This is a genomic window from Micromonospora sp. NPDC005171 (genome assembly GCF_040608575.1).
Lineage (GTDB): Bacteria > Actinomycetota > Actinomycetes > Mycobacteriales > Micromonosporaceae > Micromonospora.
The window spans coordinates 1-20,210 of the sequence record NZ_JBEXIM010000033.1 but is presented as its reverse complement, the minus strand read 5'-3'; the positions used below and the strand labels follow the sequence as shown (position 1 = coordinate 20,210).

General features: G+C 71.8%; 22 protein-coding genes. 13 read left to right on the top strand and 9 right to left on the bottom strand.

Going from position 1 to position 20,210, the window contains the following annotated elements:
* Positions 1 to 6 precede the first annotated feature (6 nt).
* The gene (locus tag ABZU74_RS26940; protein ID WP_355429294.1) at positions 7 to 1,092 is read right to left on the bottom strand and encodes a 3-deoxy-7-phosphoheptulonate synthase; all 1,086 of its coding nucleotides are present in this window, start codon (positions 1,090 to 1,092) and stop codon (positions 7 to 9) included.
* 281 nt (positions 1,093 to 1,373) lie between these two features.
* Between ABZU74_RS26940 and ABZU74_RS26935 the strand changes: the two genes are divergently transcribed.
* A complete protein-coding gene (locus tag ABZU74_RS26935) occupies positions 1,374 to 1,592 on the top strand; it encodes a hypothetical protein (RefSeq protein WP_355429292.1) in 219 nt (72 codons plus the stop codon).
* Here ABZU74_RS26935 and ABZU74_RS26930 read toward each other — a convergent pair.
* On the bottom strand, positions 1,559 to 2,308 hold the full coding sequence (locus tag ABZU74_RS26930; RefSeq protein WP_355429289.1) for a phosphodiesterase: 750 nt from the start codon (positions 2,306 to 2,308) through the stop codon (positions 1,559 to 1,561). The two genes, ABZU74_RS26935 and ABZU74_RS26930, sit on opposite strands and share 34 nt — an antisense overlap.
* 102 nt (positions 2,309 to 2,410) lie before the next feature.
* Between ABZU74_RS26930 and ABZU74_RS26925 the strand changes: the two genes are divergently transcribed.
* The 4 genes from ABZU74_RS26925 (at position 2,411) to ABZU74_RS26910 (ending at position 6,906) form a co-directional block, all read left to right on the top strand.
* Positions 2,411 to 3,700, top strand: a complete 1,290-nt coding sequence (locus ABZU74_RS26925; protein WP_355429287.1) for a pitrilysin family protein — start codon at positions 2,411 to 2,413, stop codon at positions 3,698 to 3,700.
* Entirely contained in the window at positions 3,697 to 5,034 is a 1,338-nt protein-coding gene (locus ABZU74_RS26920) for a pitrilysin family protein (protein WP_355429284.1), read from the top strand. Before ABZU74_RS26925 ends, ABZU74_RS26920 begins: the two co-directional genes overlap by 4 nt.
* 192 nt (positions 5,035 to 5,226) lie before the next feature.
* Entirely contained in the window at positions 5,227 to 6,252 is a 1,026-nt protein-coding gene (locus tag ABZU74_RS26915) for an aspartate-semialdehyde dehydrogenase (RefSeq protein WP_355429281.1), read from the top strand.
* Positions 6,253 to 6,465: 213 nt separating this feature from the next.
* A complete protein-coding gene (locus ABZU74_RS26910; RefSeq protein ID WP_355429406.1) occupies positions 6,466 to 6,906 on the top strand; it encodes a PPOX class F420-dependent oxidoreductase in 441 nt (146 codons plus the stop codon).
* 13 nt (positions 6,907 to 6,919) lie between these two features.
* Here ABZU74_RS26910 and ABZU74_RS26905 read toward each other — a convergent pair whose 3' ends face one another.
* The gene (locus ABZU74_RS26905) at positions 6,920 to 7,501 is read right to left on the bottom strand and encodes a nucleotidyltransferase family protein (RefSeq protein ID WP_355429278.1); all 582 of its coding nucleotides are present in this window, start codon (positions 7,499 to 7,501) and stop codon (positions 6,920 to 6,922) included.
* A gap of 179 nt (positions 7,502 to 7,680) precedes the next feature.
* Here ABZU74_RS26905 and ABZU74_RS26900 point away from each other — a divergent pair, with 179 nt between their 5' ends.
* The 7 genes from ABZU74_RS26900 to ABZU74_RS26870 all read left to right on the top strand — a co-directional run bounded on the left by ABZU74_RS26900 (position 7,681) and on the right by ABZU74_RS26870 (position 14,079).
* On the top strand, positions 7,681 to 8,364 hold the full coding sequence (locus tag ABZU74_RS26900; RefSeq protein ID WP_355429275.1) for a TMEM175 family protein: 684 nt from the start codon (positions 7,681 to 7,683) through the stop codon (positions 8,362 to 8,364).
* A 73-nt stretch (positions 8,365 to 8,437) separates the two neighbouring features.
* On the top strand, positions 8,438 to 8,854 hold the full coding sequence (locus ABZU74_RS26895) for a CBS domain-containing protein (RefSeq protein ID WP_334502076.1): 417 nt from the start codon (positions 8,438 to 8,440) through the stop codon (positions 8,852 to 8,854).
* Positions 8,855 to 9,124: 270 nt separating this feature from the next.
* A complete protein-coding gene (locus ABZU74_RS26890) occupies positions 9,125 to 9,496 on the top strand; it encodes an SCP2 sterol-binding domain-containing protein (RefSeq protein WP_091405597.1) in 372 nt (123 codons plus the stop codon).
* Positions 9,496 to 11,556, top strand: coding sequence for a glycogen debranching N-terminal domain-containing protein (locus ABZU74_RS26885; protein ID WP_355429271.1), 2,061 nt, complete (start codon positions 9,496 to 9,498; stop codon positions 11,554 to 11,556). The genes ABZU74_RS26890 and ABZU74_RS26885 overlap by 1 nt, the downstream gene beginning before the upstream one ends.
* 96 nt (positions 11,557 to 11,652) lie before the next feature.
* Complete coding sequence (locus ABZU74_RS26880; protein WP_355429269.1) at positions 11,653 to 12,405, top strand: lysophospholipid acyltransferase family protein; 753 nt, start codon at positions 11,653 to 11,655, stop codon at positions 12,403 to 12,405.
* A gap of 80 nt (positions 12,406 to 12,485) precedes the next feature.
* Complete coding sequence (locus ABZU74_RS26875) at positions 12,486 to 13,094, top strand: isochorismatase family protein (protein WP_355429266.1); 609 nt, start codon at positions 12,486 to 12,488, stop codon at positions 13,092 to 13,094.
* A 4-nt stretch (positions 13,095 to 13,098) separates the two neighbouring features.
* Complete coding sequence (locus tag ABZU74_RS26870) at positions 13,099 to 14,079, top strand: DJ-1/PfpI family protein (protein WP_355429263.1); 981 nt, start codon at positions 13,099 to 13,101, stop codon at positions 14,077 to 14,079.
* Here the strand turns inward: ABZU74_RS26870 and ABZU74_RS26865 are convergent.
* From ABZU74_RS26865 to ABZU74_RS26845, 5 genes are all read right to left on the bottom strand, one after another.
* Positions 13,961 to 14,683, bottom strand: coding sequence for a hypothetical protein (locus ABZU74_RS26865; protein WP_355429261.1), 723 nt, complete (start codon positions 14,681 to 14,683; stop codon positions 13,961 to 13,963). The genes ABZU74_RS26870 and ABZU74_RS26865 overlap by 119 nt on opposite strands.
* 72 nt (positions 14,684 to 14,755) lie before the next feature.
* Entirely contained in the window at positions 14,756 to 15,469 is a 714-nt protein-coding gene (locus ABZU74_RS26860; RefSeq protein WP_355429258.1) for a response regulator transcription factor, read from the bottom strand.
* Positions 15,442 to 16,650 carry a hypothetical protein gene (locus tag ABZU74_RS26855; RefSeq protein WP_355429255.1) on the bottom strand — a complete coding sequence of 403 codons (1,209 nt, stop codon included), beginning with the start codon at positions 16,648 to 16,650 and terminating at the stop codon, positions 15,442 to 15,444. Before ABZU74_RS26855 ends, ABZU74_RS26860 begins: the two co-directional genes overlap by 28 nt.
* A complete protein-coding gene (locus ABZU74_RS26850) occupies positions 16,640 to 17,815 on the bottom strand; it encodes an ATP-binding protein (protein ID WP_355429252.1) in 1,176 nt (391 codons plus the stop codon). The genes ABZU74_RS26855 and ABZU74_RS26850 overlap by 11 nt, the downstream gene beginning before the upstream one ends.
* A gap of 119 nt (positions 17,816 to 17,934) precedes the next feature.
* Entirely contained in the window at positions 17,935 to 18,330 is a 396-nt protein-coding gene (locus ABZU74_RS26845) for a VOC family protein (protein WP_355429249.1), read from the bottom strand.
* A 296-nt stretch (positions 18,331 to 18,626) separates the two neighbouring features.
* Between ABZU74_RS26845 and ABZU74_RS26840 the strand changes: the two genes are divergently transcribed.
* A complete protein-coding gene (locus tag ABZU74_RS26840; RefSeq protein ID WP_355429248.1) occupies positions 18,627 to 19,625 on the top strand; it encodes a hypothetical protein in 999 nt (332 codons plus the stop codon).
* Between the two features lie 55 nt (positions 19,626 to 19,680).
* On the opposite strand, the gene ABZU74_RS26835 is transcribed toward ABZU74_RS26840, so the two are convergent.
* Positions 19,681 to 20,210: hypothetical protein (locus ABZU74_RS26835; RefSeq protein ID WP_355429245.1), on the bottom strand; the 530-nt coding region annotated here is incomplete at its 5' end.

The window sequence follows — 20,210 nt, the reverse complement described above, 5'->3', positions numbered from 1 at the left end:
CGACGGTCACACAGTCGTGGGCAGGGTGGCCCGGCGGGCCCGCACCGCCGAGGCGAGGTGGTCGAGCACCTCGGCGGTGTCGTCCCAGCCGAGGCAGGCATCGGTGACCGACCGGCCGTACTCCAGCTCCCGGGTCGGGTCGAGCTCCTGCCGGCCAGGCAACAGGAACGACTCCAGCATCACGCCGGTGATCCCACGCTGGCCGGCGGCCAGTTGGGCTGCCACGTCAGCGGCGACCAGCGGCTGATTACGGTGGTCCTTGCCGCTGTTGGCGTGACTGGCGTCGATCACCAGCCGCTCCGGCAGGTCGGCCGCGCGGAGCAGGTCGAGCGCACCGGCGACCGACTCGGCGTCGTAGTTGGGCCGACCGCCCCCGCCGCGCAGCACCAGGTGCCCGTCGGTGTTGCCCCGGGTGTGCAGGATCGCCGGGGTGCCGGAGAAGTCGATGCCGGGGAAGACGTGCGGCACCCCGGCGGCGCGGATGGCGTCCACCGCCGTGCCGATGCTGCCGTCTGGGCGGTTCTTCATGCCGATCGGCATGGACAGGCCCGAGGCGAGCTGGCGGTGCACCTGACTCTCCACGGTGCGGGCACCGATCGCGCCCCAGGCCACCGTGTCCGCGATGTACTGCGGGGTGATCGGGTCGAGGAACTCGCAACCCACCGGCAGGCCGATGCGGAGCACGTCGAGCAGCAGCGCCCGAGCCAACCGCAGACCGGTGTTGACGTCCCCGCTGCCGTCCAGCCCCGGGTCGTTGATCAGGCCCTTCCAGCCGACCGTGGAGCGGGGTTTCTCGAAGTAGACCCGCATCACGATCAGCAGGTCGTCGGCGAGTCGGTCGGCCGCCGTCCGCAGCCGCTGCGCGTAGTCGAGGGCGGCGGCCGGATCATGCACCGAGCAGGGGCCGACCACCACCAGCAGGCGGTCGTCCTCGCGGTCCAGCACGCGACCGACCGCGCGGCGGCCGGTCAGCACGGCCGACGCGAGCGGGGCGTCCAGGGGCAACTCGTGGTGCAGCAGCGCGGGCGTGGTCAGCGGCACAACACGGTCGATCCGCTGATCGCTGACCCGATCGGTCTCCGGGGTCGTCACGGTGGCATCCTTTCGCCGACCGTGCCCGGGGCCGGTGCCCGGGACGAGCCGGCTGCTCGTACGCAAAAGGGCAGGAACGACAGCTCCTGCCCAGCCGGCTCGGTCCGTGGTGACGTCAGTTCATGGTGAAGTCACCGGCGTGCGAGCCAGCTGCCTAAACCATCGATAGGAACGCGTCACCGGGCCAGCGTACCCGACCGGACGCGGTCACCCGACCTGTCGTCCCAACATGCGGGGCGGAGATCGCGTGCCGGGGGTGCGGTCGGGGTAACAGGGGTGCCATGACACACGAGCAGAGCGATCAGGAGCGGGTGGAGTCCCGCGCGCACCACCTCCTGCCCGAGGAGAAGGCCGTGGGCAGCGACGACCCGGAGGCGCAGGCCGAGGCCATCCTCGCCGATTCGGACATCCGTGAGGCGGACCAGAACGCCGCCCCGGACACGGTGCTGGAACGTCGTACCTCGGATCAGACCGTGGCCGCCGTCGAACCGCCGGACTGAGCGGTCGCCCCGCGCGCCCGGCGCGACCCCCGGTAGGTCTGGTCGCGCAGCCAGGCCAGCGGACCTGCCACCCGCAGTTCGGGTGGCAGGTTGCGCACCGGGTCGAAGGCGAGCGCCGCGTCCTGCTCGGCGCCGAGCTGCGCACCGAAGCTGACCTGCCCGACCAGCCGCCACGGCCCCACCGCCGACGCGACCGCGAGCACCAGGCGCGGGGTGTCCGTCCGGGTCGCGGCGGCCGCCGTGTCCAGGCTGCGACCGAGGTCGACCGAGTCGGGGTCGGCCAACGCCGCCAGCCAGAGGCGGCGCCGACCCGCGCGGTAGCACGTGATCGTGCTGTACGTGCCGGTGAAGCGGCGGCGGGGCAGCGGTAGGTTCCGCAGCACCGGGGCCGCGCCGCTGGAGCTGACCAGCAGGTCGAACGGCCGGCCGTCGTCGCGGTGCAGGCGCAGCGCGAGGCCCAGGACGTCGGGCCAACTTCCGGGTGTGGGCGTTCCCTTGGAGAGCCGGACGGTGGTCCGGTACCGGCCGGGGTGGTCCAGCAGAGCAACCCCGGTGGGTGGTCCGGGCGTACCCCAGATCACCGTCTCGCCGACGAACGAGCGACCGGCCGGATGCAGCAGCCGGCCACGGCGCAGCCGGCCGAGTACGGTGCTTGCGCGTTCGACGGCGGTGGCGGCCCGGCCGGCGGACCGGGGCGGAGGCGGGGTGACGGTCATTCCTCCCCGGTACCCCGAGCGGCGGCCTCGATGCGGCCCGGGTCGGCTCGCCGACCGACCGCACGTCACCTTTCCGCCTCCGAGATCGGATAGCGTCGGGGGATGCCCGACAGCGGTTACCCCTGGCCCATTCAGACGTCCCGACTGGACAACGGCCTGCGTGTGGTGGTGAGTGAGGATCGCACCGCGCCCGCGGTCGCCGTCAACCTCTGGTACGACGTCGGCTCCCGGCACGAACCGGCCGGGCAGACCGGGTTCGCCCACCTCTTCGAGCACCTGATGTTCGAGGGCTCGGTGAACGTGGCGAAGACCGAGCACATGAAGCTGATCCAGGGCTCCGGAGGCTCACTCAACGCCACCACCAATCCGGACCGGACCAACTACTTCGAGACGGTCCCGGCCGAGCACCTGGAGTTGGCGCTCTGGTTGGAGGCCGACCGGATGGGTGGCCTGGTCCCCGCCCTCACCCAGGAGACGCTGGACAACCAGCGGGACGTGGTCAAGAACGAGCGCCGGCAGCGCTACGAGAACGTGCCGTACGGCGACGCCTGGCTGCGGTTGCTGCCGCTGCTCTACCCGCCGGGGCACCCCTACCACCACGCGACGATCGGCTCGATGGCCGACCTGAACGCCGCCGACCTCGCCACCTTCCAGGCGTTCCACCAGACCTACTACGCGCCGAACAACGCGGTGCTCACCGTGGTCGGCGACGCCACCGCCTCCGACGTGTTCGCACTCGCCGACAAGTACTTCGGCGCGCTGCCCGCCCGCGATGACATCCCGCCGGCACCGGACGGCCGCAGCGTCCCCGCCACCGGGCAGACGGCCGTGGAGTCGGTGAGCGCCGACGTGCCCGCGCCGCGGGTGTACATCGCCCACCGCAGCTACCCGTTCGGCAGCCCCGGGTACAACGTGATCACCGTGCTCGCCACCGTCCTCGGCAGCGGCCGGGGCAGCCGGCTCTACCAGCGCCTCGCCGACGGCGAGAGGATCGCGCAGCCGGACCTGGTCGGGGCGTACGGGGTGGACCTCGCGCACGCACCGGCACCGCTGATCGCCACCGCCACCGCCCGCCCCGGAGTGAGCGCCGAGCGGCTGGCCGAAGGGCTGGCCGACGTCGTCGACGAGCTCGCCACCGTGCCGGTCACCACCGCCGAGCTGGACCGGGCCAAGGCGTTGCTCAGCACCGGGTGGTGGCGTCAGCTGTCCACTGTCGACGGCCGTGCCGACCTGCTCGGCCGCTACACCACCCAGTTCGGTGACCCGGCCCGCATCGCCGACCAGTTGCCGGCTCTGCTCGCCGTCACCGCCGAGCAGATCGCCGAGGCCGCCGCCGACGTGCTCGCCACCGACCGGGTGACCCTGACCTACCTGCCCGAGGAGACCTCATGACGCTGATCGCCGACCGTCCGGGCCCGGGTGCGGCCCGCCCGTACCGGTTCCCGCCGGTGGTCCGCCGGGCCGTGGCCGGTGGTCAGGTCGTCGCCGCGCACCTGCCGGGGCAGAACCTCGCCGTGGCCCTGCTGCTGCTCGACCTGGGCGCGGGCCAGGAGCCGGTCGGCAAGGAGGGCCTGTCCGGTGTGCTGGCCAAGGCGTTGGAGGAGGGGACCGCACAGCGGGACGCCGCCGCGTACGCGCTCGCCGTCGAAGGGCTCGGCACCGCGTTGTCGACAGGTCTGGACTGGGACTCGTTCCAGGCCAGCGTGGTGATCCCGGTGGACCGGCTGAGCGCGGCCGTGGAGCTGCTCGCCGAAGCCGTCCGGACGCCCAGGCTCGACCCCGCCGACGTACGCCGGGTCCGCGACGACGAGGCGACAGCGCTCCGGATGGACTGGGCCAACCCGGGCCCGCGTGCCGACGCCGCGCTGCGTGCCGACCTGTTCGGTGCGCAGAACCGCTGGGGGCGGCCGATGCACGGCGACCCGGAGTCCGTCGCCGGGTTGGACGTGGAGGATGTGACTGTCTTCCACTCCGAGTGGTTCCTGCGCCCCGGCACCCTGATCGTCGCCGGTGACCTGGACCGGATCGACCTGGACGCGCTGGCCGCCGCGGCGTTCGCCGGCACCGGTGGTGGCCCCGCCGAGCGGGGCGGCCCGATCGAGGTGCCGCTGCACAGCGGTCGGCGGATCATCCTGGTGGACCGGCCCGGCTCGGTGCAGTCCACGCTGCGGCTGGGCCACCCGTCACCACACCGGGCGCACCCCGACCACGTGCCAATGACGCTCGCCGGCACGGTGCTCGGCGGGGCGTTCACCTCCCGACTCAACCACCTGCTGCGCGAGGTGCACGGCTACACCTACGGCATCCGGGGTGACTTCGCCTCGTCGCGGCGGTTCGGTCGGTTCGCTGTCAGCTCCGGGGTGCAGACGGCGGTCACCGCGCCTGCAGTGATCGAGGCGGTGGGCGAGATCACCCGTACCCAGGCCAACGGGGTGACCGAGGACGAGCTGGAGGTGGCCCGTTCCTGGCGGGCCGGGCAGCTCTCGGTCGAGTTGCAGAGCCCCCGGGCGATCGCCTCGGCGTTGACCACCCTGGTGGTGCACGACCTGCCGGACGATTACCACGCGCGGTTGCGCGAGTCGCTGCTCGCCGCCGACGTGGACCAGGTCTCCGCCGCGGCAGCCACCCACCTGCACCCGGAAGCCCTCACCCTGGTCATCGAGGGCGACGCCGCGGTGATCCGCGCCGACCTGGAGTCCACCGCCCTAGGAGACCTCATCCCCTAACCCCGGCCCCCTCCCGGCCCCCGCTCCCCGTTGATCATGAAGTTGTTGTCATTTGGCACGGCGTGTCGTGGCAATAACTTCATGATCACCGGGGGAAGGGGTGTGGGGGAGGCCGGTGTGGGGTGTGAGGTGGGACCCGGGGGGTGGGAAAGGGGTCCCGGTTCCGGGGGTGGGGTCGGTAGCCTCGCGGGCATGAGGATCGGCATTGTGGGGGCCACCGGCCAGGTCGGTGGCGTGATGCGGCAGGTGCTGGCGGAGCGGAAGTTCCCGGCGGAGCAGGTGCGGTTGTTCGCCTCGGCGCGGTCCGCTGGGCGTACGCTGCCGTGGCGCGACGGTGAGGTGACCGTCGAGGACGCGGCGACCGCGGACTATTCCGAGCTGGACATCGTGCTCTTCTCGGCCGGTAAGGGCACCGCCCGGGAACTGGCGCCACGGGTCGCCGAGGCCGGCGCCGTGGTGATCGACAACTCGTCGGCGTTCCGGATGGACCCGCAGGTGCCGCTGGTGGTCGCCGAGGTCAACCCCCATGCCGCCCTGGACCGCCCGAAGGGCATCATCGCCAACCCCAACTGCACCACGATGGCCGCGATGCCGGTGCTGCGTCCGCTGCACGCCGAGGCCGGCCTGGTGGGCCTGGTCGTCTCCACGTACCAGGCGGTCTCCGGCGCCGGGCTGGCCGGCGTCGCCGAGCTGGACGAGCAGGTCCGCAAGGTGGCCGAGCACGCCGCCGGGCTGGCCTTCGACGGGTCGGCCGTGGAGTTCCCCGCGCCGCGCTCGTTCACCCAGCCGATCGCCTTCAACGTCCTCCCGCTGGCCGGTTCGGTCGTCGACGACGGCTCGTTCGAGACCGACGAGGAGCAGAAGCTCCGCAACGAGAGCCGCAAGATCCTGGAGATCCCCGACCTGAAGGTCTCCGGCACCTGCGTCCGGGTGCCGGTCTTCACCGGGCACTCGCTTCAGATCAACGCCCGGTTCGCCCGGCCGCTCACCCCGCAGCGCGCCCACGAACTGCTGGCCGACGCGCCCGGGGTGGCAGTGACCGACGTCCCGACGCCGTTGCAGGCCGCCGGGCAGGACCCGACCTACGTGGGCCGGATCCGCGCCGACGAGACAGTGGAGTACGGGCTTGCCCTGTTCTGCTCCAACGACAACCTGCGCAAGGGCGCCGCGTTGAACGCGGTGCAGCTCGCCGAGCTGGTCGCCGCCGAGCGCCGCTGACCGGCACTGTCGCAGACAACGAGCTCCCCGCCAAGCACCGAGCCCTCGCCGTCCGTCGGCGGGGGCTCGGTGCCGTTCCGAGTGATCGCGCTGCCGTTCCGGAGGCTCGGCACCGTTCCAGGTGGTCGTCCTGCCGTTCCGGGTGGTCGCCCGCGACGGCCGGCAGGTCGTGCTTGGATGGAATGGAGACGATCGTCCAACCTGGAGGACACCATGCCGGATGACCGCACCCAGCAGGCGTTGACCGATCTGGTGGCCGGCCACTCGATGGGGGTGCTCGCCACCATCAAGCGGGACGGGCGCGCGCAGCTGTCCACGGTGCTCTACTCCTTCGACCGGGACGCGGGCCTGATCCGGGTCTCGGTCACCGACGGCCGCGCGAAGACCGCCAACCTGCGCCGCGACCCGCGCGCCAGCTTCCACGTCAGCAGCCAGGACGGCTGGGCGTACGCGGTGGTCGAGGGTCGCGCCGAACTGACCCCACCGGCCGCCGGGCTGGGCGACGACACTGTCGAGGAGTTGGTGGCGCTCTACCGGGGGCTGAGCGGCGAACACCCTGACTGGGACGAGTACCGGCAGGCCATGGTCGACGAGGGACGGATCGTGCTACGGCTGCACGTCGAGCGGCTCTACGGCATGCCGCCCCGGAGCTGAGCCGCCCAGCCGATCAGCCCGGCTCGATCACGGTGACGCCGGGCCAACGCTGCGCCGGCCGGTGCCGGGCCAACCGCTGCCGGGACCGGGCCACGTCAACCCGGGCCGGGTTGTGCCGCCACACCCCGCCCAGCAGATCCGTCAGGCCGTACGGGGCGCAGACCGTGAGCCGGTCGGCCGAGTCCAGGCGGACGGCCACCGCTGTCGCGTACTCCGGCCAGGTGGCGACCGCCTCGGTCACGCTGCGGTACGGCTCGATCGGGTCGCCGCCGAACTTTGCCGCGTACCAGGTGTGCACCGCCGCCTGGTTGCGCGCCTCCCACGGCGGCTGCGGCCACATCGCGGTCAACCGGGCGGTGGCCCGGTCGTCGTCGGCGCGGGTCAGCCTCGCCGGGTCGAAGAAGACCACGTCCACGTCGTGGATCTGCGCCGGGTCGAACCCGTCGCCGTACCGCTCGCCCCAGACCAGGTCGCGCAGCACCCCCGCGCCGATCCAGGCGTCCGGCAGCCCAGAGTCTCGGACCACGGTCAGCGCCCGGGTCAGCCAACTGCTGCCGGCGACCAGTTCCCGCAGTTCCTCCTCGCCCGTCATCATCCGCCCACGGTAGGCGGCGGTCGGCGGGTTCGGGCTCGGCCCGGTCGACGCGACGTTCTCCTGCCCGGTCACGGCGACCGGTCGGGCGCGGCCGATGCGCGCCGCAGGCGGCTGCGCCGCCCGTCGACGGGTATACCGCCCTGCTTTGCCGTTGCGGGACGTCGGGGAGGGGGTGGGTGGTGGGCGCCGGCACGAGCAGCGACGAGACCGGCCCGGCAGGCCCGACCCTGCGGCGGGAGACCTCCCGGCTGCTGTCGTTCAGCGACGGGGTCTTCGCCATCCTCATCACGCTGCTGGTGCTCGACCTCCAGCCTCCTCGGATCGGCCGCGGTCAGCTGCTGCACGCACTTGTCGAACAGTGGCCGGCGTACCTCGCCTATGTCACGTCGTATCTGTATGTGGCGGTGAACTGGCTGAACCACCGAGCCGCCTTCAACCGGGTGGAGAACAGTGGAAAGGCCCTCCAGTGGTACAACCTCGGGGTGCTGTTCAGCATCGCCCTGTTGCCGTTCGCCACCTCGGTTGTCTCGCAGGCCATGCGGGACGGTGACCAGGCGGACCAGCGGACCAGCGTGGTCGTCTACGGTCTGGTCGGCATGCTGGTTTCGGTGAGCTGGCTGGGGTTGTACCACTACCTCGCCCGGCATCACGATCTGCTGGACCGGACGGTGCCGCGTCGGTTCTTCCCGGCCGAACGGGCCCGGGCCGTGATCGGCCTTCTGGGGTACGCGCTGGCGATCCTGGCCGGGTTCCTGGCCAGTCCGCTGTTCGCGCTGGTGATCTTCCTGCTGCTGCCGGGGTTCTACAGCCTGACCAGCAGCGGTCTGTACGAGCTGCGACGCCTGCGGCACCCGCGCGGATAGGCCGGGTCGCTCGGCGTTACCTCCTCCCGAGCGGCGGGTAGACGGGCCGTGCCGACACCGAGAGGGGAGCACCATGACAACGGTCGGAGAGTTCATGACGACCCGGTTGGTGACGATGGACGGCAACGACACGCTCATCTCAGCCGCGCAGGAGATGCGTGACAGCGCGATTGGCGATGTGGTGGTGACCGATGGCGACAGTGTGGTCGGCATCGTCACGGACCGGGACATCACGGTCCGAGGTGTCGCGGAGAACATGGATCCGGGTTCGACCCGGTTGAATCAGATCACCACGCGCGACGTGATCACGGTGAGTCAGTACGACGATGCCGTGGCGGCTGCGGACCTGATGCGGACGTACGCCGTACGCCGACTGCCGGTGATCGACGACGGCCGGCTGGTCGGCCTGGTGTCGATGGGTGACCTCGCGGTCGAGCGCGAACCGCAGTCGGTTCTGGCCGACATCAGCGCCGACGACCCGAACAACTGACCGTCCGCCGCGGCGCGCGCCGGCCCTCCCTCCGGGAGGGTCGGCGCTGTGGCGTCCACCCCCCTTCGGCGATCAGGAGAGTTGTCGTCACGACACACCGACGCTCTTGATCACCGGCGCGGGGCGCACCGTCGCCGCTCACCCGATCTGGGCGAGGTTGACCAGGGGGAGCGGCGGGGACCCGTGCGGGGACGTGCAACGCCGGCCGTCCGCGCGACGCGAGCGCGGTGGGTGGGACCCCCGGCCCGGCAACTGGGAGGAGTGGACCCGATGGTGGACGCGACCACGAGGTTCTTCGAGGACCTGGACCGGCGGGGGTACGAACCCCTGCTGGCCAAGACCTCCGGGACGCTGCGGATCGACCTGCACGAGGGGGCGCAGACCCGGCACTGGCTGCTGCGGATCGACCATGGCCGGCTGAACGTCAGTCAGGAGGACCAGGAGGCCGACACGGTGATCGGCGCGAGCCCGGTCCTCTTCGACGACATCGCCTCGGGGCGCGAGCACGGCCTGGCCGCTCTGTTGCGGGGGGACATGACGGTGTCGGGCGACGCTCGTCTCGTCGTACAGGTGGAGCGGATCTTCCCGGGTTCCCCGGACGCCCGTGGGCCGCGTCGGCGTTTCGCCGGGGAGGTGCACTGATGGGGCAGAGCAACACGATCCGGATCCTGGACGGCAACACGTTCGTCGTCTGCGAGGACACCGGTGACATCGAGGCGACGCCGAGCGAGCCCACCGGGCTCTTCTCCATCGACACCCGGTTCCTGTCCACCTGGGTGCTGACCGTCAACGGTGAGCGACTCAACTCGCTCTCCTTCGACGATCTGCAGTACTTCGAGTCGCGGTTCTTCCTGGTCCCGGGGATGGCCACGCACTACGTGGACGCGAAGCTGTCGATCATCCGGGAGCGCACGGTGGGCGGCAGCTTCTGTGAGCAGCTGACCATCCTCAACCACGACGAGAAGCCGATCGACCTGGAAGTTCGGATGGACGCGGCGTCGGACTTCGCCGACCTGTTCCAGGTCAAGGACGAGATCCTGAACAAGAAGGGCGAGATCTACACCGAGGTGGAGTCGGACCGGCTGCGGCTGGGGTACCGGCGGGGGAACTTCCGGCGGGAGACGGTGATCTCGGCGTCGGCGTCGGCCCGTTACGACAGCAAGGGCTTCTCGTACACCGTTCACCTGGAGCCCAACGGGCGGTGGGAAGCCTCGATCGACGTCCAGACCAACGCGATCGGGCCCGGGGGGCGGGACCTCCGTTTCGGGCTGCGCAAACACACCACCGAGCGGCTCGCTCTCCAGCACGACCTGGAGCAGTGGATCGCCAACGCGCCCAAGGTCAACAGTGAGCACGGCCGGGTGGCCAGCACGTACCGGCGCAGCCTGATCGACCTGGCGGCGCTGCGCTTCTCGCCGCTGTCGCTGGGCGGCGCCACCCTGCCGGCCGCCGGCCTGCCCTGGTTCATGACCATGTTCGGCCGGGACAGCATCCTCACCTGCCTGCAGACACTGCCGTTCACCCCGCAGTTGTCGAAGACGACGCTGCGCATCCTGGCGTCGCTGCAGGGCAGCCGGTTCGACGACTTCCGGGACGAGGACCCGGGGCGCATCCTGCACGAGATGCGCTACGGCGAGACCGCGGCCTTCGAGGAACAGCCACACTCGCCGTACTACGGCTCGGTGGACGCGACACCGCTGTTCATCGTGCTGCTCGACGAGTACGAGCGGTGGAGCGGGGACGTCGCACTGGTCAAGGAGCTGGAGCAGGAGTCCCGGGCGGCGCTGAGGTGGATCGACAACTACGCCGACCTGGTCGGCAACGGCTACATCTGGTACGAGCGACGTAACACCGACACCGGCCTGGAGAACCAGTGCTGGAAGGACTCCTGGGACTCGATCTCCTACGCCGACGGCACGCTGCCCCCGTTCCCACGGGCCACCTGTGAGGTGCAGGGGTACGCGTACGACGCGAAGGTCCGCGCGGCCCGGTTGGCGCGTGAGTTCTGGGATGACCCGGAGTTCGCCGACCAGTTGGAGCGGGAGGCGGCGGAGCTGAAGGAGCGGTTCAACCGGGACTGGTGGGTGGCCGACGGCGAGTACTTCGCCCTGGCCCTGGACCCGGACGGCCGCCAGTGCGACATCCTCAGCTCCAACATCGGCCACCTGCTGTGGAGCGGGATCGTCGAACCCGAACGGGCGGAGAAGCTCGCCGCGCACCTGGTCGGGCCGCGGCTCTTCTCCGGCTGGGGGGTGCGCACGCTCGCCGAGGGGGAGACGCGGTACAACCCCATCGGCTACCACAACGGCACGATCTGGCCGTTCGACAACTCGTTCATCGCCTGGGGTCTGCGCCGCTACGGCTTCGCCGAGGAGGCCGCGAGCATCGCCAACGGCATCCTGGACGCGGCCACGTACTTCGACGGCCGGTTGCCGGAGGCGTTCGGCGGCTACCCACGGGAGCTGACCAAGTTCCCGGTGGAGTACCCCACGGCGTGCAGCCCGCAGGCCTGGTCGACGGGTACGCCGCTGTTGCTGCTGCGCACGATGCTCGGCCTGGAGCCACACGAGGGTCACCTGGCGGTCGAGCCACGGCTGCCGGTGGGGATGGGTCGCATCGAGGTGCTGGACATCCCCGGTCGGTGGGGCCGGGTGGACGCGTTCGCCCGGGGTCGACTGGACCTGAACAACCTCGCCGACTGACCGATCCGACCGCCCGAACCGGCGGTGGCGCACCGCCCGCGTCGCCGCCGGTTCGCCACCCAGCCGATCTTCAGCCGGTCAGGGTAGATTCTGCGAATGCCGGAGCTCGTGTACCCGCCCGTTATCGCCACCGCCAAGACGCTGTTCCGGGTCCTCGACCTGAAGATCACCATCGAAGGCGCCCACCACGTACCCCGCACGGGCGGGGCGGTGCTGGCCAGCAACCACGTCAGCTACCTCGACTTCATCTTCGCCGGTCTGGGCGCTAACGCGTCGGGCCGGCTGGTTCGCTTCATGGCCAAGGATTCGGTCTTCACGCACAAGATCTCCGGCCCGCTGATGCGCGGGATGCGGCACATTCCGGTGGACCGGCAGGCCGGCGCGGCCTCGTTCCGCGCCGCAGTGGGCGCGCTCAAAAAGGGCGAGGTCGTCGGCGTCTTCCCCGAGGCGACGATCAGCCGGTCGTTCACCGTCAAGGAGCTCAAGAGCGGCACGGTCCGGATGGCCCGGTCGGCGAAGGTGCCGGTGCTGCCTGTCGCGTTGTGGGGCACCCAGCGCCTCTGGACCAAGGGCCGCCCGCGCACGCTGACCCGCCGGCACACGCCGATCACCATCCTGATCGGCGAGCCGATCAACCCGGCTGACTTTCCGGACCCGAACGTGCTGGCCGACGAGCTGACCACCCAACTCAGTGCCCTGGTCGACCGTGCGCAGCGGGATTACCCGGACACCCCGGCCGGCCCGGACGACACCTGGTGGCAGCCCGCCCACCTGGGCGGCAGTGCGCCCACCCCGGAGGAGGCCGCCGCTCTGGACGCCGCCGCCGAGCAACGCGCCCCCAGCGCCTGACGCCGAGCTGGCCAGATCGTTCCGCACCCGGGCAGAATGGTGTCTGCCGGCGCGGACGCCGTCCGGCCAGGATCGACGTCATGAGCAGAGCAGCACTCGTCGTGATCGACGTACAAGAATCCTTCCGTCAGCGCCCGATCTGGGCGTACGGCTCCAACCCCGACATGATCCGCCAGGTCGACCGGCTTGTTGCTGCCGCCCGGCAGCGTGGCGACCTGGTGGTCTGGGTCCTGCACTCGGAGCCCGGCACTGGCGGGTTTTTCGACCCCGCGCTCGGGTACGTGCGGCTGATCGACGGGCTGGTCCCCGTCGAGGGTGAGCCGACGCTGGTCAAGACCGCGCACAACGCGTTCACCACCACCAACCTCCAGCAGTTGCTCACCCAGGCGGGCATCACCGACATCACCGTCTGCGGCATTCGCACCGAGCAGTGCGTGGAGACCACCGCCCGGGTCGGCGCGGACCTCGGCTACCGGATGACAGTCGTCAGCGACGCCACGCTGACCTTCCCCATCCCGCACCGGGACCTGCCGGAGGCCGCCACGGTCGAGGAGATCCTCGCCGACCCGCGCACCCTGACCAACGAGGAAATCGTGACCCGCACCGAGTACGCCCTGGCTGGCCGCTTCGCGACCATCCGGACAGTGGACGAGGTCACCGGCGCGCCCCTCGTCGAGAGTCGGGGCTGACCTCGTGACCCGGGTCGTCTTCCTGCTGGTCCCACAGCTGCACCTGCTGGACCTCGCCGGGCCGGCCCAGGTCTTCTCCAGCGCCGCCGACCTCGGGTACGACTATCGGCTGCACTACGTCGCCGAGCGCGAGCAGGTGCCCACCGTGCAGGGCGTACCGCTGGTCGCCGACACCCGGTGGCCGGAGCTGACCCCGGACGACCTGGTGATCGTGCCTGGTTGGCGGCCGGCGGCGCACGGGCCACAGGGGCCGGTCTCGCCAGTCGACCTGCGCCGGCTCGCCGAGCACCACGCGGCCGGCGGCACGGTGGCCAGCGTCTGCGCCGGGGCGTACGCGCTCGGCCGGGCCGGGCTGCTCGACGGCCGACGCTGCACCACCCACCACGAGGTGCAGGACGACCTGGCCCGCCGGCACCCGGCGGCCCAGGTCGTCCGCGACGTGCTGTACGTGGTGGACGACCGCGTGGTCACCTCGGCGGGCATCGCCAGTGGCATCGACGTGGCGCTGCACCTGGTGGCGACCCGGCACAGCCCGGCGACCGCCGCGAAGATCGCCCGCACGCTTGTCGTCTACGCCCGCCGTAACGGGCACGAGCCGCAGGCCAGCGCGCTGATGCGGCACCGCTCACACCTGTCCGACTCGGTGCACCGGGTGCAGGATCTGATCGACAGCCGGTACGCCGAGCCCCTGCCACTGGCCGAGCTGGCCGCCGCCGGCGGTGTGGCCGAACGAACCCTGACCCGGCTGTTCCGGGCGAGCACCGGCCTCACGCCGCTCGGCTACCAGCAGCTGCTCCGGGTGGAACGGGCCGAGCACCTCATCGGGCACGGCACGACAGTGGAAGCCGCCGCGCGGGCCGTCGGCTTCACCGATGCCCGGATGCTGCGCCGCCTGCGAGCCCGCCCCACGAGGTCGGTTCCGGTCTTGAGCGGTAGTAGTCGTCCCGGGAGTAGAATTCCACAGGCAACGAGCCGGGCAGCGTGATCCGGGTGTCGCCGGCGAGCAGACCGGGGCCGGCCCGCAGCAGCAGCACGTCGCGCTCCTGGGCCGAGAGGTCGACCAGTTGCGGATGGGAGAGCCGGAACATGGCCGCCGCCCGGCGGACCTGCTGGGCCAGCGCCACGACCTCGGCGGCCGCTCCGCTGAGGGCCAGCGCCGGCTGCTGGATGGTGCGCAGCGCGTCGCAGACGATCAGCAACTGCGCCGGGGCGTCCGGTTCGGTCGCCGGCAGCTCCAACCGGGACGGCCACTGCCAGCGGATCTGACCGCTCATCAGGCCGTTGAGTCGGGCCGGCGGCCGGGTCCGGTGCGTGCCGTCGGCGACAAGCGACAGCTGCGAGCCGCTGCCCACCCAGCAGATCCGCTGATCGGTGACGGTCACCGCGACCGGCTCGGGCAGTTGCCAACGGCAGCGCACCTCGCTCGGCCCGAGCAGATAGCCCGCGACCAGCAACTGGTGTCGTCCGAGCACCCGCTCACCGGGCCTCGGACGCAGGTTGTAGCGGCGGTCCAGGGTCGGGCCCACGGCGTCGTCGGGGGCGTCGAACCGGTGGGGACCGATGAAGAAGGGGGACGCGTCGGCGTGCATCGTCACGACCTTCCGGTCAGCTGGCTGTGTACTGAAGCCTGGCGGACCGGAGGGCCCCTGTCATGACGCCTGTTAGGGGGTCGGCCGGTCGTGCGTCGCCTGTGACCGGTAGATGCCAATCTCCTCCGGGCGGACGAGACCGTCCTCGATCGCCCGGGCGAGTAGCGCCGCCTTTGTGGCGGCCGGCCGCCCCGCCCGGGTGTACTTGATCCGCGCCCGGTCAACGTACTGCTTCACTGTGTGCTCGCTGATGTGCATCCGTCGGGCCACCGACGCCTTCGACATCGACTGGAACCAGAGCAGCAGCGCCTCACGCTCCTTGTCGGAGAGCATCGGCCGGTCCGGTCGCGGGTCACCGACCATCGCGCCGGCCAGCGCCGGGGGCACGTACGGGCGGTCGCTCGCGGCGGCCAGCACCGTTTCCACGCAATGTTCCCGGCCCTCGTGCTTGGCCAGGAACGCCACCGCCCCGGCGTCCAGCGCGGTGAGCATCGTCTGCGGGTCGGTGTGCTCCGAATAGACCACCACCCGTCGCCCGGCGGCGCTCAGCTCGGCCAACTTGTCCAACGCCATCCGCCCGTGCAGCCGCAGGTCGAGCAGGACGACGTCGGCGTCCGGCGCCGCCCGCAGCACCGCGTCCGGGTCGTCGCCGGTGGCGAGCACCGTCAGGCGCGGCTCGGTGGCGAGCCAGGCGCGGACCCCCTCGACCACCACCGGGTGGTCGTCGACGATCGCCACCCCGACCGGCCGATCGCCGGTCACCGCCGCCACCGGGTCTGCGCCCATCGGATGTTCCCGTCCCGTTCGTAGAGGTACTGCACCGGCCCGTCCTCGTCCTCCCCGGGCGGCGGGCCGGTCGACTCCGGTCCCTCCCGGTCCGGCGTGACCAGGCTGACCACCACCTCGTCCGGGCCGGAGACCACAGTCAGTCGCGCCCAGCCCCGGGCGTCGGCGAGGGTGCCGGTGAGCGGGTCGGCCAGCCGGCGGCGGACCTCCACCGGCAGCGGCGGCGGGGTGCCGATGGTGACCAGATCGATCGGGAGGCCGTTGCGTTCCGCCAGGTCGGCGGCGGCACGCAACTCGTGCAGCAGCGGGTCGGGCACGTCGTCGGACTCGGCGATCAGCCGGCGCAGCCGGGCGGCGGCCAGCATGCAGCGGCGCTGCACCTCCGGGTCGTCCGGGTCGGCCTCGCCGGCGGCCAGGTCACCGAGGACCCGCCCGGCCGCCGAGCTGACCAGGGCGAGCCGGTTCCGACGTTCCTGAAGGCCCCGCTCGGCGGCATCGCGCTCGGCGGCCATCGTATGACCGGCGGCCGAGACGGCGGCCCGATCCCGAGCCAGGCCAACGATGACGGTGCTGCCCACGAAGACCGCCACCGGCAGCGAGAACGTGCCGTAGACGTACATCACGTAACGGGCCACGTCGGCCGGGTCGGGGCCGTGCCAGAGCACCGCGACCAAGGCGATCAACGCGTGCGTGCTGAGGAGCGCGATCAGCCCCACGGCGCGCCGACCCCACACCGCCACCACGAAGAACCAGCCGAGGGTGCCCCACACCCAGTTCGCGGCGGTGAACAACTGCCGCTCACCGGCCGCGGCGAAGACGGCCGCGTCGACAACCAGCAGCAGCCCGGCCAGCGGCCACGGCGGCAGCGGCGAGCCCTGCAGCAGCCGTACCCCGGCCACCGTGCCGGTCACGGCGACCAGTATCCAGGCGCCGAGCACCACCGCGGGCGCGGCGAACTCCGCGCGGGCGGACAGCACCGCCGGCAGCGCGATCGCGACGTGCCAGGCCAACGCGATGACGACCGCGGCGATCCGGGCACCCCGGTCGGACGCGTGTGCGACGGCGGCAGGTGCGGCGAGCGTGGCGGGGGAGACCGGCTCCCGTGGCGTCGGAACGTTGGCCCGGGTCGGTGCCTCCGGAGCGTCGGTGGGGTGCGCCGGGGCGTTCAGGTCAGCCGACACCGGGCCACTCCAGTCGAATCCGGGTGCCCGCGCCGACCGCCGAGTGCACATCGGCCCGCCCACCGACCGTCGCCATCCGGCCGCGGATCGACTCGCGCAACCCGTACCGGTGTGGTGGGACGGTGGCCAGGTCGAAGCCGGGGCCGTCGTCGGCGACCTCGACCACGACGCCGATCGCGTCCCGGGTCAGCCGTAGCGTGGCCGCGGCGCCCGGTGCGTGGCGGACCACGTTGGACAGCGCGGCGTAGGTGCTCTCGCTGATCGCGTCGGCCACACCGACCGGGACGGCGCAGGACGCCAGGTCCAGCCGCACCGCCAGCTCGGGCAGCCGGCCGACCACCAACCGCAACCGTCCGTCGAGCGGCACCGGGCCGTCGCCGGCCACCGGGCCGCCGTCGGTGAGCGAGACGAGGGTACGCAGGTCGGAGGCGCACCGGTCCCGGAAGACGGCCGAGGGCCCGGCCACCGCGCCCAGCCCCACCATGGTCAGCGTGCCAAGCACAGTGTCGTGCAGATCGCGATTCTGTTGGCGTTCGGCCTCCCGGGCGGCACGGCCGACCAACGCCTCCCGGGTCAGCCGCTGGTGTTCGACGAAGGCCCGGTCCGCCCGGCCGATGCGTCGGCGCATGACCGCCGCCATCATCGCCGTGCAGGCGGTCTGCGCCAGCAGCGTGGCCGCGTGCGCCCGAGCTTCGGTGGGGTTGCCGGCCGCCTGCGCCCCGCTCACGTAGGTGGCGATCACGAGGAGCCCGGCCGGGACCGACCAGCGGGCCGAGGCGGTGGCCTGTGCGTTGATCACCGTGGTACTGGCCAGCACGGCGATCCAACTGCCCTCGCCGGGCAGCACCTCGGGCGCCACCAGCACGGGCATGAGCAGGCAGGCCAGCGCGGTGACCGCCACGTCACCGGCGACCAGGGCGGGGCTGATGCCGTGGCGCAACGCGCGGTGGGCGTACCAGAGGGACCAGCCGGTCAGCAGGCCCACGGCGGGCAGCAACACCGCCTGCTGCACCGGAGGGGTCTGCACCGACACGGCCACCGCCGCGCCGAACAGCCCGCAGCTCAGCCGAAGCAGCGCCGGCAACGTGGTGAAGATGAGACCCAGGGCCCCGCCGGCCGGATTGTCCAGCGTGGGCGGCACGGTTGAGGTGGCAACGGCCGGCATCGGGAAGTGTCCTTCCGACAACGACCCGGTCCGGGTCCACGGGGGCGTAGATCGACATCGGACAATAGCATGGCAACCGTGCCCGGGTTACCTTTTGTGTGCGGAGTGTCGCTAATGTGTCACTCTGTGCTGCCCGGCTGGAGCAGGTCCCACCGGTTGCCATAGATATCGACGAACACCGCTACCGAACCGTACGCCTCGTGCCGCGGTTCCTCCAGGAAGCGCACTCCGGCCGCCGCCATCCGGGCGTGATCCCTGGCGAAATCCTCCGTGTACAGGAACAGCCCGACCCGGCCGCCGGTCTGGTCGCCCACCCGAGCCCGCTGCTCGGCGCTGCTCGGCCGCGCCAGCAGCAGGGCCGTCTCCCGGGCCCCCGCCGGGCGGACCACCACCCAGCGTGAACCGTCCGGTCGCGCGGTGTCCTCCACCAGCTCGAAGCCGAGGTCGCCGACGTAGAAGTCGATCGCCTCGTCGTACTCCCTGACCAGCAGCGCGACAAGTCCCAGGTGTGCCATTCGGCCATTCTGTCGGCGGGTGGCCCGGGCTCAGCCGGCGGCGTCCTCGCTGGTCGTTTGCGTCACGCCACCGGCCCGGCGCCAGGCGCTTGCGCCCCGGCGTCTCGGCGTTCGGCGCCGCAGCGTTCCGGGGCGTGATCCACTCGGTTCACGGAAGTCGGGGCATCCACGGACGTCCAAAGCCCCGACATCATGAAAACCGAGTCGATCACCCAGCTGGAGCGCCGCGACCGCCTGGTCGGAACCAGGCGCGCCTGTCGTCCGTCTCATCCCCGGGCGGAAGGGTGGTGAGCCGGATGCGCTCGTCCCGGACGGTACTGGCGGTGGCACTGCTCGGCATGGCGCTGGGTGGCTGCGGTGGCACGGAGATCGGGCCGGGTAAGGCCGACGAGCCGGCTCCGGCCCAGATCGTCGACGGGTGGACCTCCTGCGCCAAGGAGGCACCACAGGCCGGCGAGGTGTTGTCGGTGCCGAACGCGGAGACGTCACCACCGACCGGGAAAGAGCCGACGATCGGTCGCATCGACCCCGCGTTCACCCCGGTCGCGGCCGTGATCTGCGGGCGGGAGATTCGGCCGGGAGCCAACGGCGGCCAGGAGCAGATCGCCACCGAGCGACGTGCCGAGGAGATCGCACCGCTGCTCACCGCGCTGCGCCTGCCCGACGAGCAGGCCGGCGGGGAGGTCGCGTGCACCCTCGAGATGGTCATCCCGCCGTGGCTGGCCCTGGTGGACGACCGGGGACGCTGGCTGCGGCCCCACATCCCGACGGACTCCTGCGACAAGCCGCGCGCCGAGGTCATCGCCGCGCTGGCCGGGCCGCAATGGACCACAGTGGACACGCGCACCATCCGGCAGATCGAATCCGCTGCGGCCGAGGCCGCCGGCTGCGCGCAGCAGTGGACGGACATGGTGTGGGTGGAGACCCGGAACCGTACCCCCGGATCGGTCGGGTCTGCCGTCCCGCCGGCCGCCGGGCCGTTGCGCCTCTGCGTCTACCAGGTGCCCGCGTCGCTTCAGGCCGGCGAAAAACCGCCAGGCGACTTCGTGTACGGCGGACCGCTGCCCGCCGAGCGCCAGGCGGGCGTGCTCCGGGCGCTGTCCAACCGCCGGGCGGTGGTCGACTGCGACATCCCGGCGACCCGCTTCGCGGTGCTGCGCCCACTCGACGGGGTAGGCCCCGACCGGTACGTGGAGCTCGACGGCTGCCGACGGTTCCTGGTCGCGCCAACGACGGGCGGGGCGCAACTCGGCCAGGGCGACGACGCGCTGGCCGCCCTGCTGGGGCCGGTCTGAGCCGGCTCGGTCGATTCGCGACACCCGCCCTGTCGGGGCGAGGAACCCCCGGACGCTACTTCGACAGGGCCCGCTCCAGCTCGCTCTTCGACATCGACGAGCGGCCCTTGATGCCGCGCTGCTTCGCCTCGTTGTGCAGCTGCTCCTTGGTGCGGCCCTGGGCGCCGCTGTGAGAGCGCTTACCGCCCCGGTGCCCGGACGACACGTCGTTCCGGGAGGATCGGCTCGCCGTTCGGGACTCACCCGAGCGGGCCCGTTCCTTGTTGACCGTGCGGGCCGCGATCTCCTTCGCCCGGCCGGAGGAGGCGCCGCGCTGCTGCGCGCTCTCCTTGATGTGCTCGTACTGTCGTTCTCTCTTCGGGCTCGATCCTGCTGGCATCGGTGCCCCCACCTCCGCTGTCGGTGCGGTCGAGACCCGGCTCGCGCGTAGCTGAGCTGTCATCGGCGCATTCCGAGCCGGGGCGTGGTGTTCACGCTGTCTGAGCACGATGCCCCGCCGTCCGGGGGGGGGGGGGACGTTCTCGATGCCGTTCTCGCCGTAGAACACGAACTCCCGGGCCATCGACTCGGTCGGGGAGATCGGAA

Bases quoted from the DNA above. Each gene is read 5' to 3' on its own strand.
- ABZU74_RS26935 (WP_355429292.1), top strand. From the start codon at position 1,374: ATGACACACGAGCAGAGCGATCAGGAGCGGGTGGAGTCCCGCGCGCAC.
- ABZU74_RS26930 (WP_355429289.1), bottom strand. From the start codon at position 2,308: ATGACCGTCACCCCGCCTCCGCCCCGGTCCGCCGGCCGGGCCGCCACC.
- ABZU74_RS26925 (WP_355429287.1), top strand. From the start codon at position 2,411: ATGCCCGACAGCGGTTACCCCTGGCCCATTCAGACGTCCCGACTGGAC.
- ABZU74_RS26920 (WP_355429284.1), top strand. From the start codon at position 3,697: ATGACGCTGATCGCCGACCGTCCGGGCCCGGGTGCGGCCCGCCCGTAC.
- ABZU74_RS26915 (WP_355429281.1), top strand. From the start codon at position 5,227: ATGAGGATCGGCATTGTGGGGGCCACCGGCCAGGTCGGTGGCGTGATG.
- ABZU74_RS26910 (WP_355429406.1), top strand. From the start codon at position 6,466: ATGCCGGATGACCGCACCCAGCAGGCGTTGACCGATCTGGTGGCCGGC.
- ABZU74_RS26905 (WP_355429278.1), bottom strand. From the start codon at position 7,501: ATGATGACGGGCGAGGAGGAACTGCGGGAACTGGTCGCCGGCAGCAGT.
- ABZU74_RS26895 (WP_334502076.1), top strand. From the start codon at position 8,438: ATGACAACGGTCGGAGAGTTCATGACGACCCGGTTGGTGACGATGGAC.
- ABZU74_RS26890 (WP_091405597.1), top strand. From the start codon at position 9,125: ATGGTGGACGCGACCACGAGGTTCTTCGAGGACCTGGACCGGCGGGGG.
- ABZU74_RS26885 (WP_355429271.1), top strand. From the start codon at position 9,496: ATGGGGCAGAGCAACACGATCCGGATCCTGGACGGCAACACGTTCGTC.
- ABZU74_RS26880 (WP_355429269.1), top strand. From the start codon at position 11,653: ATGCCGGAGCTCGTGTACCCGCCCGTTATCGCCACCGCCAAGACGCTG.
- ABZU74_RS26875 (WP_355429266.1), top strand. From the start codon at position 12,486: ATGAGCAGAGCAGCACTCGTCGTGATCGACGTACAAGAATCCTTCCGT.
- ABZU74_RS26865 (WP_355429261.1), bottom strand. From the start codon at position 14,683: ATGCACGCCGACGCGTCCCCCTTCTTCATCGGTCCCCACCGGTTCGAC.
- ABZU74_RS26860 (WP_355429258.1), bottom strand. From the start codon at position 15,469: ATGGGCGCAGACCCGGTGGCGGCGGTGACCGGCGATCGGCCGGTCGGG.
- ABZU74_RS26850 (WP_355429252.1), bottom strand. From the start codon at position 17,815: ATGCCGGCCGTTGCCACCTCAACCGTGCCGCCCACGCTGGACAATCCG.
- ABZU74_RS26845 (WP_355429249.1), bottom strand. From the start codon at position 18,330: ATGGCACACCTGGGACTTGTCGCGCTGCTGGTCAGGGAGTACGACGAG.
- ABZU74_RS26840 (WP_355429248.1), top strand. From the start codon at position 18,627: ATGCGCTCGTCCCGGACGGTACTGGCGGTGGCACTGCTCGGCATGGCG.